Source organism: Polaromonas sp. P3_B4 (assembly GCF_056402835.1).
In genome coordinates this window covers 452,560-467,483 of record NZ_JBFUGQ010000002.1, presented here as the reverse complement: position 1 = coordinate 467,483, position 14,924 = coordinate 452,560, and the positions used below count along the sequence as shown (strand labels likewise).

General features: G+C 61.1%; 13 protein-coding genes. 5 read left to right on the top strand and 8 right to left on the bottom strand.

Annotated features, from left to right (window positions below; all coding sequences use genetic code 11):
• The first annotated feature begins 21 nt into the window (after positions 1–21).
• On the top strand, positions 22–2,433 hold the full coding sequence (locus tag AC1DVV_RS18930) for a penicillin-binding protein 1A (RefSeq protein WP_477666047.1): 2,412 nt from the start codon (positions 22–24) through the stop codon (positions 2,431–2,433).
• Between the two features lie 81 nt (positions 2,434–2,514).
• On the opposite strand, the gene cyaY is transcribed toward AC1DVV_RS18930, so the two are convergent.
• Entirely contained in the window at positions 2,515–2,865 is a 351-nt protein-coding gene (gene cyaY / locus AC1DVV_RS18925) for an iron donor protein CyaY (RefSeq protein WP_457279737.1), read from the bottom strand.
• Positions 2,866–2,877: 12 nt separating this feature from the next.
• On the opposite strand from cyaY, the gene lptM reads away from it, so the two are divergent.
• Entirely contained in the window at positions 2,878–3,084 is a 207-nt protein-coding gene (gene lptM, locus AC1DVV_RS18920) for an LPS translocon maturation chaperone LptM (protein WP_477666046.1), read from the top strand.
• Positions 3,085–3,246: 162 nt separating this feature from the next.
• Positions 3,247–4,527, top strand: a complete 1,281-nt coding sequence (gene lysA, locus AC1DVV_RS18915) for a diaminopimelate decarboxylase (RefSeq protein ID WP_477702723.1) — start codon at positions 3,247–3,249, stop codon at positions 4,525–4,527.
• Between the two features lie 67 nt (positions 4,528–4,594).
• Here lysA and AC1DVV_RS18910 read toward each other — a convergent pair whose 3' ends face one another.
• The 5 genes from AC1DVV_RS18910 to AC1DVV_RS18890 form a co-directional block, all read right to left on the bottom strand.
• Complete coding sequence (locus AC1DVV_RS18910) at positions 4,595–5,242, bottom strand: protein-methionine-sulfoxide reductase heme-binding subunit MsrQ (protein WP_457279740.1); 648 nt, start codon at positions 5,240–5,242, stop codon at positions 4,595–4,597.
• Positions 5,243–5,402: 160 nt separating this feature from the next.
• Positions 5,403–6,401, bottom strand: a complete 999-nt coding sequence (gene msrP / locus AC1DVV_RS18905) for a protein-methionine-sulfoxide reductase catalytic subunit MsrP (RefSeq protein ID WP_457279741.1) — start codon at positions 6,399–6,401, stop codon at positions 5,403–5,405.
• A gap of 109 nt (positions 6,402–6,510) precedes the next feature.
• A complete protein-coding gene (gene ccsB, locus AC1DVV_RS18900) occupies positions 6,511–7,911 on the bottom strand; it encodes a c-type cytochrome biogenesis protein CcsB (RefSeq protein WP_457279742.1) in 1,401 nt (466 codons plus the stop codon).
• Positions 7,908–10,127 carry a cytochrome c biogenesis protein ResB gene (locus AC1DVV_RS18895; protein ID WP_457279743.1) on the bottom strand — a complete coding sequence of 740 codons (2,220 nt, stop codon included), beginning with the start codon at positions 10,125–10,127 and terminating at the stop codon, positions 7,908–7,910. Before AC1DVV_RS18895 ends, ccsB begins: the two co-directional genes overlap by 4 nt.
• A gap of 199 nt (positions 10,128–10,326) precedes the next feature.
• A complete protein-coding gene (locus AC1DVV_RS18890) occupies positions 10,327–10,998 on the bottom strand; it encodes a c-type cytochrome (protein ID WP_457279744.1) in 672 nt (223 codons plus the stop codon).
• 209 nt (positions 10,999–11,207) lie between these two features.
• On the opposite strand from AC1DVV_RS18890, the gene yihA reads away from it, so the two are divergent.
• Both yihA and AC1DVV_RS18880 read left to right on the top strand, forming a co-directional pair.
• Positions 11,208–11,948 carry a ribosome biogenesis GTP-binding protein YihA/YsxC gene (yihA, locus tag AC1DVV_RS18885; protein ID WP_457279745.1) on the top strand — a complete coding sequence of 247 codons (741 nt, stop codon included), beginning with the start codon at positions 11,208–11,210 and terminating at the stop codon, positions 11,946–11,948.
• Positions 11,949–12,035: 87 nt separating this feature from the next.
• Positions 12,036–12,947 (top strand): alpha/beta fold hydrolase, encoded by a 912-nt coding sequence (locus AC1DVV_RS18880; RefSeq protein WP_477690042.1) that lies wholly within the window; start codon positions 12,036–12,038, stop codon positions 12,945–12,947.
• 87 nt (positions 12,948–13,034) lie between these two features.
• Here AC1DVV_RS18880 and AC1DVV_RS18875 read toward each other — a convergent pair whose 3' ends face one another.
• Together AC1DVV_RS18875 and AC1DVV_RS18870 are read right to left on the bottom strand one after the other, a co-directional pair.
• The gene (locus AC1DVV_RS18875; RefSeq protein ID WP_457279747.1) at positions 13,035–13,931 is read right to left on the bottom strand and encodes a lysophospholipid acyltransferase family protein; all 897 of its coding nucleotides are present in this window, start codon (positions 13,929–13,931) and stop codon (positions 13,035–13,037) included.
• Positions 13,928–14,788: a lysophospholipid acyltransferase family protein gene (locus tag AC1DVV_RS18870; protein WP_457279748.1), complete on the bottom strand. Its 861-nt coding sequence runs from the start codon at positions 14,786–14,788 to the stop codon at positions 13,928–13,930. Before AC1DVV_RS18870 ends, AC1DVV_RS18875 begins: the two co-directional genes overlap by 4 nt.
• Between the last annotated feature and the right edge of the window lie 136 nt (positions 14,789–14,924).

Sequence of the window (14,924 nt, the reverse complement as noted above, 5' to 3'; positions counted from 1 at the left end):
CGCGACTTTACGATTGTCTACATGCCCTCCACACCCACGTCTTCTGATTCAAACTCTGCCCCGGTCAAGCAAGGTCGCGCAAAGTCCCTCGTCCCCCGCTGGCTGGTCATGCTCTTTTTGTGGAGTGGCGGCCTGCTGCTGGCTGGTGTTGCCGCCGTCTTGCTGTTTGTGGCTGTAGCGCTGTCGGTTGCCTACCCCAACCTGCCGGATATCTCAGACCTGTCAGACTACCGGCCAAAGTTGCCGTTGCGGGTTTACTCCGCCGATGGGGTGGTTATTGGCGAATTCGGGGAAGAACGCCGCAGCCTCACCCCGATCAAGGACATCCCGCAGGTCATGAAGGACGCGGTTCTGGCCATCGAAGATGCCCGCTTTTTCTCGCATGGCGGCGTGGACTACCTGGGCGTGATCCGGGCCGGCTTTGCCAATGTGGGCCGGGCCAAGAGCCAGGGCGCCTCCACCATCACCATGCAGGTGGCCCGTAATGTCTATCTGTCGGCCGAAAAAAGCTATACCCGCAAGATCTATGAAATCCTGCTGACCTTCAAGCTGGAGCACCTGCTGACCAAGGACCAGATCCTTGAGATCTATATGAACCAGATTTTTCTGGGAAACCGGGCTTATGGCTTTGCCGCGGCCTCAGAGGCCTATTTCGGCAAGCCCCTGAAAAACATCTCCATCTCCGAGGCAGCCATGCTGGCAGGCCTGCCCAAGGCGCCTTCGGCCTACAACCCCATCATCAATCCCAAGCGGGCCCGGGCCCGCCAGCTCTACATCATCGAGCGGATGGAAGAAAACGGCTTCATCACCGCCGAACAGGCCAAGGCCGCCAAAGAAGAAGAGCTCAAGGTCAGGACCGGGCCTGACGCGGGCCGGGTGCACGCAGAATATGTCGCTGAAACGGTCCGCCAGCTGGTTTACAACCAGTACGGGGACGAAACCTACACCCGCGGTCTGAATGTCTATACCACCCTGCGTGCCACCGACCAGACGGTCGCGTACAAGGCCTTGCGCAAGGGCATCATGGATTATGAGCGCCGGCAAATTTACCGGGGCCCCGAGAAGTTCATCGATCTTCCGGCCAATGCGCAGGAAACGGAAGATGCGATTGACGACGCACTGACCGACAACCCCGACAACGGAGATGTGATGTCGGCCATCGTGCTGGAAGCCAATCCCAAACGGATTCTGGCCATGCGCCAGAACAGCGAGACAGTTGAAATTACCGGCGACGGCCTGAAACCCGCCCAATCCGGACTGGCTGACAAGGCAGGGCCCAACATCAAGATTCGCCGCGGCGCCTTAATCCGCGTGGCGAAAACACCGAAAAACACCTGGGAAATCACCCAGCTGCCTGAAGTGGAAGGCGCTTTTGTGGCCCTTGATCCGCGCGACGGTTCCATCCGGGCGCTGGTGGGCGGGTTTGATTTTGAGAAAAACAAGTTCAACCATGTGACCCAGGCATGGCGCCAGCCGGGTTCCAGCTTCAAGCCCTTTATTTACTCCGCTGCCCTCGAGAAGGGCTTTACCCCAGCGACCGTGGTGAATGACGCCCCGCTGTTTTTTGACGCCGGCGTCACTGGCGGCCAGCCTTGGGAGCCCAAAAACTACGACGGCACTTTCGACGGTCCCATGAGTCTGCGGACCGGCCTGAAGAAATCCAAGAACATGATTTCCATCCGCATACTGCAGGCTATCGGCGCCCCGTATGCGCAGGACTGGATCACCCACTTCGGCTTTGAGGCCGAAAAACATCCCGCCTACCTGACGATGGCGCTGGGCGCCGGATCGGTCACCCCGATACAAATGGCCACCGCCTATTCGGTATTTGCCAACGGCGGTTACCGCGTCAATCCCTACCTGGTCACCAAAATCACCGACCAGCGCGGCAAAGTCCTGCTGGAAAGCAAGCCACCCGTGCTGGACGAATCGGCCCGGGCCATCGATGCGCGCAATGCGTTCATCATGGACAGCCTGCTGCAGGAAGTCGCACGCTCGGGTACGGCGGCCAAAGCGCAAGCCACGCTCAAGCGCCCCGACCTTTTCGGCAAGACCGGTACCACCAATGACTCGATCGACACCTGGTTCGTGGGTTTCCAGCCTACTCTGACGGCGGCGGTGTGGATGGGTTACGACACGCCGAAAAAACTCGGCGACCGGGAAACCGGCGGAGGCCTGAGCCTGCCGATCTGGATCAACTTCATGGAATACGCCCTCAAGGGCGTGCCGGTGACCGAATACCCGGCGCCCGAAGGTGTCGTCAACGTTGGCGGAGAGTGGTATTACAGCGAATATGCCAAAGGCTCGGGGGTCAGCACGGTGGGCATACAACAAGACCCGGCAGCTGCCGCCACGCCGGCAGTGCCAGGCGCGATCCAGGTGCTACCACCCTCGGACGAGAAAAAGCGCATTCTGGACTTGTTCAAGAACTGAGATGAAACGCATCAAAAAAGGGCTCCACGGAGCCCTTTTTTGTTTCAACGCCAATCACGGCACACCTGCAAGCTTCTGCTGCTACGCTTTATTTGCTTCCACGGGGGCCGCGAACAGCAATGTCTGGCCGGCCTGCTCACTGGCATAGCGAGACAAATTGGCAAAAAACTCGCTCGAGTCCTTGGTGTCAGCCCATTGCCCGCCACTGAATTTGTAGTGGAATCCGCCGGCCTTGGCCGCCATCCATATTTCCTGCAAGGGTTTTTGCAGGTTGATGATGATCTGGCTGCGGTTGGAGAAAGTCAGCGTGACCATGCCACCGGTGCGCTGGTTATCAATGTCCGCGTCGGTCTCATCATTGATACGGTCACAGGCGGTTTCAACGGCCCTGAGTGCACTCTCGGCCAGATCCTGGTATTCAAGGTCCGTCATTACAATCCCATCATGGTTTCTTCAGCTCAAATTTTAGGCCGCATCTGCCCTTCGGCCTCCCGCTATGGCCTTGCTGCAATTGTGGTCGGCGCGGCCTTGCTGGCCGGTTGCGGACAAAAAGGCGCACTTTACCTGCCGGTTCCCCCGAAGGTGCCGGCCACAGCCACTACAGCGCCGCCGGCTGCCGCGCCTGCAACGCCGGCGTCAGCCGCTCGCTGACCAGCAACCTGGCCGATTCATTGAAGATTCAGGCCATCCGGTGGCTGGGCCTTCAATCTAAAGGCGCCCGACCGTTCATGCCGTCAATCGATCATGGCGCGCAAGCCCGGCGCTCCTTAAGATAGTTGCCAATAACTCCAACCGCTTCAAAGCCCATTCTTCATGACCCGCCAACCTCTCCCCGGCCACCCCCATTTCGCTTACCGCGATACCGAGCTGTTTGTTGAAAATGTCCGGCTTGGCGATCTGGCCGCGGCACACGGCACACCGCTGTTTGTCTACTCCAAGGCGGCCATGCTTTCGGCGCTGGCGGCTTACCAGCGCGGCTTTGCAGGGCGCAACGCGCAAATTTACTATGCCATGAAGGCCAATTCGTCCCTCGGCATCCTGCAGGCGTTTGCCCGGGCGGGTTGCGGCTTCGACATCGTTTCGGGCGGAGAACTCAACCGCGTACTGGCCGCTGGTGGCGAGGCCCGGAAGATCATTTTTTCAGGCGTAGGCAAAACCCGCAGCGAAATGCGCCAGGCCCTGAGCGCCGGCATCGGCTGCTTCAATGTCGAAAGCGAAGCCGAGCTGGATGTGCTGTCCGGGGTGGCTCTCGCCATGGACATGCGTGCGCCCGTCAGCATTCGCGTCAATCCCGATGTGGATCCCAAGACGCACCCTTATATTTCCACGGGCCTTAAAGACAACAAGTTCGGTGTGGCACACGAAGACGCGCTGCGCATCTACCGGCACGCGGCTTCGCTGAAAGGCTTGCAGGTCGTCGGCATCGACTGCCACATCGGCTCGCAAATCACCGACACCACACCGTACCTTGACGCCATGGACCGGGTGCTCGACCTGGTGGCAGCCATTGAAGCTGCGGGTATCCCGCTCGAACATATCGATTTCGGCGGCGGCCTGGGCATCAACTACAACAACGACACCCCGCCCGAAGCCGACGCGCTCTGGCAGCAGCTGCTCGCGAAGATCGACGCACGCGGCTACGGCAGCAAAAAGCTGATGATCGAGCCGGGCCGCTCGCTGGTCGGCAATGCCGGGGTTTGCCTGACGGAAGTACTCTATGTCAAACCGGGCGAGCACAAGAACTTCTGCATCGTCGATGCGGCGATGAACGACCTGCCGCGTCCCGCGATGTACCAGGCTTTCCACGCCATCGCACCCCTGCGGGAAGGCACGGCCGCCGAGGCGACATATGACGTCGTGGGCCCGGTCTGCGAAAGCGGCGACTGGATAGGCCGCGACCGCGTGCTGTCTGTCGCAGCGGGTGACCAGTTGGCCGTGATGTCGGCAGGTGCGTACTGCATGAGCATGGCCAGCAACTACAACACGCGTGGCCGGGCCGCTGAACTGCTGGTTGACGGTGGCGAAGTGCACCTCATACGCCGGCGGGAAAGCGCTGAAGACCAGATGCGGCAGGAACAGCTGATAGCGGGCTAATCCGGAACCACGCCCGGGCAAGCACGTGCCTCATCGGATCAGCGTCGATCAGCGCATACCGCTATCATTATGATAGCTGGTTGCGCACGTCGTATATGGGTTTTGGCCTCTTTTTCCTCAAGAACTGCTGCACACGCCAGCCGAGCAGCAGGGCGATGATCGCGGCGTAAACGAACACTTCGGCAAAATTGTTCTTGCCGGCGCGCATCCAGAAAAAATGCAGCAGCCCCAAGCCGGCAATCAGGTAGACCAGCTTGTGCAGCCACTGCCAGCGTTTGGCACCCATGGCTTTGATGGCCGCATTGAAGGACGTAGCCGCCAGGGGCGTCAGCAACACAAAGGCCGAAAACCCCACAAGGATGAAAGGCCGCTTGGCGATGTCTTTGGCAATATCGGCAAAGTCAAAGCCCATGTCGAACCAGCTGTAGCTCAGCAGGTGAATGACGACGTAGAAATACGCGAACAGCCCCAGCATGCGCCGAAAGCGCGCCAGTGCAGGCGTGCTGGTGATGACCCGAAGCGGCGTGACCGTCAGGACGATACAGATAAAGCGCAATGTCCAGTCGCCGGTGGCGCGTATCAACGCCTCGGCCGGATTGGCGCCCAGCTGGTTAGTGAAAGCGCCATAGAAGAGCCACGCAAAGGGCAGCAGGCAAACGGCGAAGAGCATTGGTTTAGCAGCAGGATGCAGCAACCATTTTTGCGAGCTTGCCATCACAGCCATCCGCTATCGGAGCGACTCTCGTCGAGATGCAACGCCCCATGCCCCTCACACCAGCAGGGGCCGCGGAACCGGCTTTGCCGGGCCGCAGGCGCAGCGGCCCCCCCGGGGGGCAGCGCAGTACGCGAAGCGACAAGCGTGGGGGCCATATTGTTCAGAAATTCTTCTTGAGGTCCATGCCCGCGTAAAGCTGGCCAACCTGCGCTTCGTAACCATTGAACATCAGCGTCTTGCGCTTCTTGGCAAAGAGGCCGTCTTCACCGATACGGCGTTCGGTGGCCTGGCTCCAGCGCGGGTGGTCGACGTCCGGGTTCACATTGGAATAAAAGCCGTATTCCTGCGCAGCGGCCTTGTTCCAGGCGGTGCGCGGCTCCTTGTCGGTAAAGCGGATCTTGACGATGCTCTTGCCGCTCTTGAAGCCGTACTTCCAGGGCAGCACCATACGCACCGGCGCGCCGTTCTGGTTGGGCAGCACTTCGCCATACATGCCGAAGGCCAGCAGCGCCAGCGGGTGCATGGCTTCGTCCATGCGCAGGGCTTCCACATACGGCCAGTCGAGCACGCGGGAACCCACAAACGGCATGGTCTTGGGATCGGCCAGGGTGACGAATTCAACGTATTTGGCGTTGCCCAGCGGCTCGACCTTCTTGATGAGCTCCGACAGCGAATACCCCACCCACGGGATCACCATGGACCAGCCCTCGACGCAGCGCAGGCGGTAAATGCGCTCTTCCTGCGGTGCCAGCTTGATCAGGTCTTCGAGCGTGAAAGTCTTGGGCTGCTTGACCAGGCCTTCGACGGCCACCGACCAGGGCTTGGTCACCAGGGTGTGGGCGTTCTTGGCGGGGTCGGCCTTGTCGGTGCCGAACTCATAGTAATTGTTGTAGGTAGAGGCGTCTTTGTAGTCGGTGATCTTTTCCATGGTCACCGCACCGGCCACCGCCGATTTGCCACCGGCCAGCGCCGCCAGTTTGCCGGGTTTTTGTACCGTTTGCGCCATCGCCTGGCGCCCGGCCCATCCGGCCATGGCAGCACCTGCGGCGCCAGTGGCCATCAGTTTGATGAGGTCGCGCCGGCCGTGATAAATGCCCTGCGGCGTGATCTCGCTGGGAACGGGGTGGTCGAAGCCGCTGGCGTGGGTCCTGATGAGCATGTGAGGTCCTTGAAATCCGTTTAAGGGTTAGTCTGAATACGCAGCAACTTCTTACAGGGATTCAACCCGGCCGGCGAATTAACCCGACCTTACAAGGACTTGCTGCCGGCTACAAGGTTCCGTAGCTGTGCAGGCCCGAGAGGAACATGTTGACGCCCAGGAAGGCAAAGGAAGTCACGACCAGCCCCACCAGCGCCCACCAGGCAGCGACCGTGCCGCGCAGCCCTTTCATCAGCCGCATGTGCAGCCAGGCGGCGTAGTTGAGCCAGACAATCAATGCCCAGGTTTCTTTGGGGTCCCAGCTCCAGTAGCCGCCCCAGGCCTCGGCGGCCCACAAGGCACCCAGCACCGTGGCGATGGTGAAGAAGGCAAAGCCTACAGCGATGGCCTTGTACATCAGGTCGTCCATAACGACGGCATCCGGTGTGTGCGCATTAATCGCCTTGCGCGCCCAAATGACGGCCACAAAGAAGATGACGGTGGGAACGACCATGCGCAGAGCCTTACCCATGGCGGGAGCCATTTCAGCCGATCCGAAAAACATCACGGCCGTCAAAGGCAAGACAACAAGGACGGTCGGCAAGGCAACCAGGCCAATCCACAGAGATTTGCTGGTCGCGGTTTTCAGCAACATGGTCAGCGCAACCATCGCGGAGAGTGCGAAAGTCCCGTAGCCGATAAAGTTGGCCGGCACATGCAATTTCATCCACCAGCTTTTGAGCGCAGGCACTAGCGGCTGGATCTCATGCGCTTCCCGCACAACGGTGTACCAAAGCAGAAAACCGACGGCTGCGCTGACCACCAACATGACAAACGCCCCTAAAGTGCGCGTGTTGTACTGCGCTTCGAAATAGAGATAAAAGGTGGTGGTCAGCCAGCAGAAAAGCACGAACACTTCATACAGGTTGCTGACCGGAATGTGTCCCACATCTGCGCCTATCAGGTAACTTTCGTACCAGCGCACCAGCGTACCGATCAACGCCATGCTGACGGCGGCCCAGGCAATTTTTGAACCTACCGACTCGAGCACGGCGCTATGGCTGCTATGGCCCTGCGCATTGGTCGCGCCGCTTGCGAACATGCCCAGCCAATAAAAAATCGTGCTCATGAAGAACAGCACGCTCATCCACAAAATGGCCGACTGGCTGGAGAGGAAATACTTGAGCCAGAACACCTGTTCGGCGCGCGCCAGATCTCCCTGGTAGGACGCGATGCCCAGCAGCGCGAAGGCGCTGACCACCATCATCAGCACCCGCAACGGCCGCCAGAACCAGCCCATGGCGATAGCCGCCGGAATGGCCGCGAACAGGATGCCTTTTTCATAGACATCCATGAAATCACTGTAGCGGGCGAAGGCATACAGCAAGCCGCCGGTGACCAGCGCAGCAAACACCCAGTCCAATACATTGCGCCGGGCGAAATAGCCCTCGTTCAGGCTCAGCGTGCTGTCGCCGCCGGCCTTCAGCGTGGTGGTGTTCACCGCGGTGTGGTTGATCGTGGAGGTATTCATAAAGGCGCCTGCAACAGTTTCGTTTTCAACATCTCAAACTCCTTGTCACCGTCCATGGTCTTGCGGTTGGTCGACAAGGCCATGGTGGCCTGACTGTGGCCTTCGGCCGATTCTGGCATTGAACCCGCAACATTGCCATCTTCTGCCTGACCGCCCCCTGCGCCGCGCGGTGCCAGCCAGACCCAGACGCGGCGTTCGCGCACATAAAGCATGGCGAACACGCCCAGGATCAGGAAGGCGCAACCCAGGTAGACGATGGTCTTGCCCGGTGCACGCGCCACCTGGAACACACTGGCCTGGACCTGGGTGAAGTCTTTCAGCTCAAACGCCATGGGCGCGGGATAGAAATTGGCGTCCGACAGGCTCAGCACCATTTGCGACATAAAGGCCCGCGTCTTTTCATCCTGGCCCAGCGGCTTGAGCCCGGCCTGCTCGCGGGTCATCTGCGTCAGCTCAAACAACGCGCCGTTGAGGATACGGATCAGCACCTCGCCGGCGCGGTTGCGCTCGGCCTCGGGCACGTTGGCCTCCATGAAATCAGAGATGGCCTGCAGGCCTGCAGCGGTTTTGGGCTTGCCCGTCGAGCCTTGCGCTGCGCCCGCTGCGTCTGCAACGTCACCGGCAAAAAGGGCCAGTGCCCGCGACGTCGACGCAGCAAGCTGCTGCGTCAGCTCCGGCCGCTCCCGGCCAATGGCCTGGCTTGCGTAGCGCCTGACCGCCAGCTCACGCTGCGCCGGATTGGCGAGCGCCGCGCGCAGCCGCAAAAAGGTCTCCATGCCGCCTTCAGCATCCACCGGGATCCGGAGGTACTGGAAAGGCGCGGACGGTGTTTCGCGCACGCCCATCAGGTAGACCGCCGGGCTGTCTTCCGCCGGATCCGTCTTGACCGGCAGCATGTAGTTGTGAAATTCACGGGCCTGCCCGGATGCATCGCGCAGCTTGTAGCTCACGCTGGGGCCTACGTTGCGCAGCTCTTTTTGCGTCACGGTCTTGTTCGCCGCGCCAAGCCGTGTGTCAATCGCCTGGTGCAGGTCGACCTTGCGCACATCGGCCCCGGAACCCATGCTCCCGCCCGACGCGAAATTTTCCACGTTGATGACCCGCAGCGCGGTGTATTCCAGCGTCAGCTTTTCGGCGCCATCGCCCTGCCCGTTGGTCAGGCCGCTGGAGCCGCCGATCGTGCCCTGAATTTCAAACGGCTTGCTGGCCGCGGCCATCGGAATGGCCTTGAGCGTCACGCTGGAGCCGCCGTCGTCGAAGCTCGACTGGTAAATCTCGATCCCGCGGTGGTTGGCCGGGTGATTGACCTCCACCCGCGCCGGGATCTTTTCGCCGGTTTCCTTGTCGTGGATGATGATGTCGCTGGCAAAGAGCTTGGGCATGCCGGTCGAGTAATACTCAACGATGAACTTCTTGAGCTCAATGGAAAACGGCAGTTCCTGCAGCAATACGCCGCCCGGCTGGTTCAGGATGGCGGTGCTGGACTGAGTGCCTTCGGCCACCAGCAGGTTGGCGCGAAACGTCGGGTTTTTGTCGCTGAGCCGGTGCTGGGCAGGCACATCGGCAATCAGGCCGCCGCCGGCATAAATCGACTTGCCGTTCAGCCACATCTGCGCGCGCACGATCATGTCGCCGTCGAGCAGGCCGCCCACGCAGACCAGCACGATGGCGCTGTGCGCTGCGATGTAGCCCAGTTTGTTGGCCGCGCCTTTTTTGGCCGCCACCATCCAGCCGTTGCCGGCGCGCTGCTGCAGTTTCACCTTCCAGCCGCTTTGCACCAGCGTCTGGCCAATGCGGCGCGCAGCCGTTTCGGGTGACTCTGCCAATGCAGCCTCGGCACGGTGGCCAAAGGCCTTGAGGCTTTGCTCCCGGACGTTTTCCTTGAGCTGGTTCAGGTCCGCGAAGATCTTGGGGGCGTTGCGCGCAATGCACAAAGAAGTAGAGACCACCAGAAAAGCCAGGATCAACAGGAACCACCAGGCGCTATACACGGTGTTGAGGCTGAGCAGGCTGAACACCTGCGCCCAAAACGGACCGAACTGGTTCACGTAGTTGCCCAGCGGCTCCGCCTGCTTGAGCACCGTGCCGATGATCGATGCGATGCAGATCACCGTCAGCAGCGAAATGGAAAACCGCATGGACGACAGCAGCTCCACCGCCGCCCGCCAGCTGCGGGAGCCCCAATTGACCTTCATACCCTCGGTGGAAACTGTCATGCTTGAAATGGAACCTGCGGTTGGCTCAGGAAAGCCTGCGAACCAGAAAAAGAAGGGAAAAAGAAAAAAGGCGGGCTTTCATCAGAAAGACCCGCCTTGGTGTGATTGGTTTTGGAGGCTTGGGTTCAATACTGCAGGCAGCCTGCGGGTACTTTCAGCAAAAAAAACGCTCGCCTGCCAGTCCTTTGCTGTACTTTGCTTAACGCAGGCCGGCAATGTAGTCGGCCAGCGCGCGGATTTCACGGTCGTTCAGCTTGGCAGCCACCTGGCTCATGGGCAGGCTGTTGCCTCGGCCGCCGTCACGGAAAGCCGTCAACTGCGTCACTGTGTAGTCAGCATGCTGGCCGCTCAGGCGGGGATATTGGGAAGGAATGCCGGCGCCCGTGGGGCTGTGGCAGCCCGCGCAGGCTGCGATCTGGCGGTCCTGCACGCCGCCGCGGTAGATCCGCTCGCCGAGAGCAACCAGTTCCTTGTCTTTGGCAAAGCCGGTTTTGGCTTTCTTGGACGTCGCCCAGTAGGCGATGTTTTTCATGTCGTCTTCAGACAGTGCCGCCGCAAAGCCTTGCATGATCGGGTTCTTGCGCTTGCCGGCCTTGAACTCCTGCAGCTGCTTGACCAGGTATTCGGGGTGCTGCTGCGCCAGCTTGGGGTTGGCAGGGGTACCGGAATTTCCGTCGGCGCCGTGGCAGCTGGCGCAAACTGCGGTGAAGCTGGCCTCGCCCTTGACCAGATCAGGCTTGGCAACCTTGGCCGGGGCTGCTGCGGGAGCCGAAGCGGCGCCGTGTGCAGGTGCGGCTTCGCCGGCAGCATAAGACGACACGGCAGGCACGGCCAGCAAGGCGGCCAGGAGAGAAGTAACGAACAGCTTCATATCGGGGGTTTTAATTGGTTGGCGCACAAAACTTATAACTTTCTGATTTTACAATGGCTTCAGGGCACCCCCGATTATTCGGGTCTTGCCGCGGCAACGGGCCAGCAGCTCCGCACCGCCTCAGCGCTTCCCGGGTTCCGTCCCCGAAGCCATTGCTCCCTCCAACGCATGCCGGTAGCGTGCAACCGATCTCCAGGGACCGCCCGATCATGACCTCACCCTCTCCGTCCAAACAACCTGTAGCCGCAACCGGCGCGCCCGACCCCAAAATCGCGATGGGCTGGCTGCACACAGCCAAATTCCTGACCACAGCGCCCGAGCTCAAGCACCTGCCCCGTGTCGACGTGCCTGAAATCGCCTTTGTCGGCCGCTCCAACGCCGGCAAATCCACCTGCATCAACACGCTGACGCAGCAACACCGGCTGGCATTTGCCTCCAAGACGCCGGGCCGCACCCAAAGCATCAACCTCTTCAGCCTGGGCAAACAGGGCGTGACGGACGCCGTGCTGGCCGACCTGCCGGGCTACGGCTATGCGGCCGTGCCCAAGGAAGCCAAGTACCGCTGGCAGCAGGTGATGGGCAACTATCTGCAGACGCGCGACAACCTCAAGGCCGTGGTGCTGCTGTGCGACCCGCGCCTGGGCCTGACCGAGCTCGACGAGATCCTGCTGGACGTGATCCGGCCACGGGTGGAAGACGGCCTCAAGTTCCTGGTGCTGCTGACCAAGTCCGACAAACTCAACAAGACCGAAGCAGCCAAGGCGCTGTCCATTGTGCGACTGCAGGCCGGCGGCGGAGACGTCAAACTCTTCTCTTCGCTGAAGCGCCGCGGTGTCGAAGAAGTGGCCCAGCATTTGTGGGACTGGGCCCATCCGGCAGAGAAATCGGTCGAAAAACCGGCAAAGCCTGCCAAAGCGGCGCCTGAAGAGCTGCCCGAGATCAATGACTGAGACAGCTCTCCAGCGCTGAGGTTTCAGATAAATACCGGCTCCAGCCCAACAGGGACGAGCGCAAGCAGCTATAAAAATAGTAGCAACATGATAGCCACCCGCTTGTATGCATTGCCCCACGGCATCACCTTGTCCTGCCGGACTGCAGGTGAAAAAGGCCGCCCTGTCCTGATGTTCCTGCACGGCTTTCCGGAAGCCGCTTTTGTCTGGGACGGCTTGCTGGAGCATTTTGCGCGGCCCGAAAACGGCGGTTTTCGGTGTGTGGCACCCAACCTGCGCGGATTTGAACATTCCAGCGCACCACTGGACGTGGCAGCCTACCGGCCCAAACACCTGGTGCAGGACATCGCAGCGCTGATTGCGCTGGAGGGTGGCCAACTAGCTTGCCTTGTGGCCCACGACTGGGGCGGCGCGGTGGCCTGGAACCTGGCCGCGGGCCACCCCGCGCTGATGAAAAAGCTGGCCATCATCAACTCGCCGCATCCCGGCACCTTTTTGCGCGAACTGCAGCATTCACCGGCACAGCAAGCCGCCAGTGCCTACATGAACTTCCTGATCCGCCCGGATGCTGAAGCATTGCTGGCTGAAGACGATTTTCGGCGGCTCTGGGATTTTTTTACCAAGATGGGCGCAGCCGATGGGCCGCACGCCTGGCTGACCGAAGCCGTCAAGGACCAATACCGCGAAATCTGGCGCCAGGGCCTGACAGGCCCCTGCAATTACTACCGTGCTTCGCCCTTGCGACCGCCGCGGCCCGGGCCGCCGCACAACGACCCGGCCGCCGCGGCAGTGAGCATTCCACGGGACATGCTGGAAGTTCACCTGCCGACGCTGGTGCTCTGGGCCCTGGACGATACAGCCTTGCCGCCCGCGCTACTGGAAGGCCTGGGCGACTACGTGCCGCAGATGGATTTACGCCGCATCGAAGGTGCAACCCACTGGATCGTGCACGAGCAGCCCGCATTGGTGGCGGCCCACTTGGAGGATTTTTTGCGCTAAATTGCTATTGATTTAATAGCTGTTCGCGCTGATTTCGCCTGGCCCGGAAGACTATTCCCCTAAAATTTCGGCCCAACCCGCCCGCCGTCAATACAGGGATGGCTCGCCTTCGGGCCGGGTTTTAAAGCGCTTGTGCACCCAGTAGTACTGGGCGGGCATGGTGTTGATGTAGTCCTGCAGTTGCGCATTCATGCGCGCGGTGTCGGCCACCGGGTCATCGCTGGGGAAGTCCGGCCAGGCAGGCAGCACCTCCACCTCATAGCCCGTCGGAGTGATCCGGGGCAACAGGGGCAGCACCTTGGCGCGGCCCAGGCGTGCAAATCGCGAGAGAGACGGGACCGTTGCGGTGGGTATGCCGTAAAAAGGCACGAACACTGAATCGTCGGGGCCGAAGTCCATGTCGGGCAACAGGTAAAGCGGCTGCCCTTCCCGAAGCGCGGCCACAATGGGCTTGACGCCGTCACCCCGCCCAAAAAGCCGCAGGTTGCCAAAACGCCGCCGGCCCCGCAGTATCCAGCGGTCCACCAGCTTGTTCGACTGGTCGGTGTAAATGGTGGTCGAGGGCCGCGGCATCTGCAGCGCCACACCGGCCCATGCCGCATCCAGGCCGACGAAATGCGGCAGGAATATCACCGTGGGCTCATTGCCCTCCAGTTCCTGCACGGCACCCGTCACCTGAACACGCCGCTGCACCCAGGCCTGGGGCGCATGCCAGAGCCAGGCGCGGTCCAGCCAGGCCTGGGCAAAAAAGACGAATGTCAGCACCGTGAGGCGGCGCCGTTCTGCGGCCGGATAACCGGGGAAACACAGCGCGAAATTGGTGGCCACCACGCGCCGGCGCGAGCCTACCACCGCATACAACATCCAGCCGAGCAGCACGCCCAGGCCACGCGTCCAGGAAAGCGGCAGCAGCGCCAGCACCCGCATAAAGAAAATGCCGCCGCGGGTCACGACTCGGCTGGCCAACTGACGGGGAGTCTTCAAAGGGGAGTTTCCTTGCGTGGTGTTTTGTAGCGTGCGTAGCCCCACAAATACTGGCCCGGCTGGCTCAGCACAATGGCTTCGATCGCCCGGTTGATCTGTGTCACCCCATGCAACAGGTCGGCGCGCGCGCCGGAATCAGAGGCGTCCATCCCCTGCACCGGTGGCCATATCTTGAGGAAATACCCTTTGCCGCGGGCCAGGCGCTCGCAACTGACGGGCAGCAGCACCGCACCGCTTTGCAACGCCAGCCGCGCGGCCAGCGTCATCGTGTAGGCCGGCTTGCCAAAAAAAGGCGCCCACACGCCCAGGCCCTCTGGCGGCACTTGGTCCGTCAACAAGGCTACGGCCTGGTTGGCCTTGAGGGTTTTGTGCATGAGGCGGATGCCGCTTAAGGAGGCGGGCACGACAGTGAGGTTAGCCCGGTCACGCGCCAGGCGTTCCAGACGGGCCAGCCAGGCCTTGCGTGCGGGCCGGTAAATTGCGGTAATGGGCCCATACAGCTCAGCCAATGCTTGCGGGCCCAGCTCAAAGCTGCCGCAATGGGGGCCGAAAAAAATCACACCACGACCTTCGGCAAAAGCCTGCTCCGCGTGCACCTGGCCTTCAACACGGACATTGCCCAGGCAGGATTCAGTGGCGGGCCGCATCCACAGTTTCGGCAGCTCGGCGATAAAACGTCCTGCCTCGGCAATCGCCGGCCGGGCCAGCGAAAAAGGGAGGCCGGCCTGGGCCACATGTGCCCTGAACTGCGCGCGATAGCGCGGACTCAAGCCCCACACCAGCCAGCCCAGCATGCCGCCCAGCGCATGCAGGGCGGCCAGCGGCCAGAGGGAAAAGAAGCGGAACAACCAGGGCATGAATCAGGTGAAAGGGGTATCGAAAGGTTACGCCGGCCAAAAAACAGCCGTCATATAATGCAAGCTGTCGCCGAGTTACTGAACTACTTGCAGGGCGACATTAAACCAAACTGCTAAAGCGTTCGCCGAGGCATTC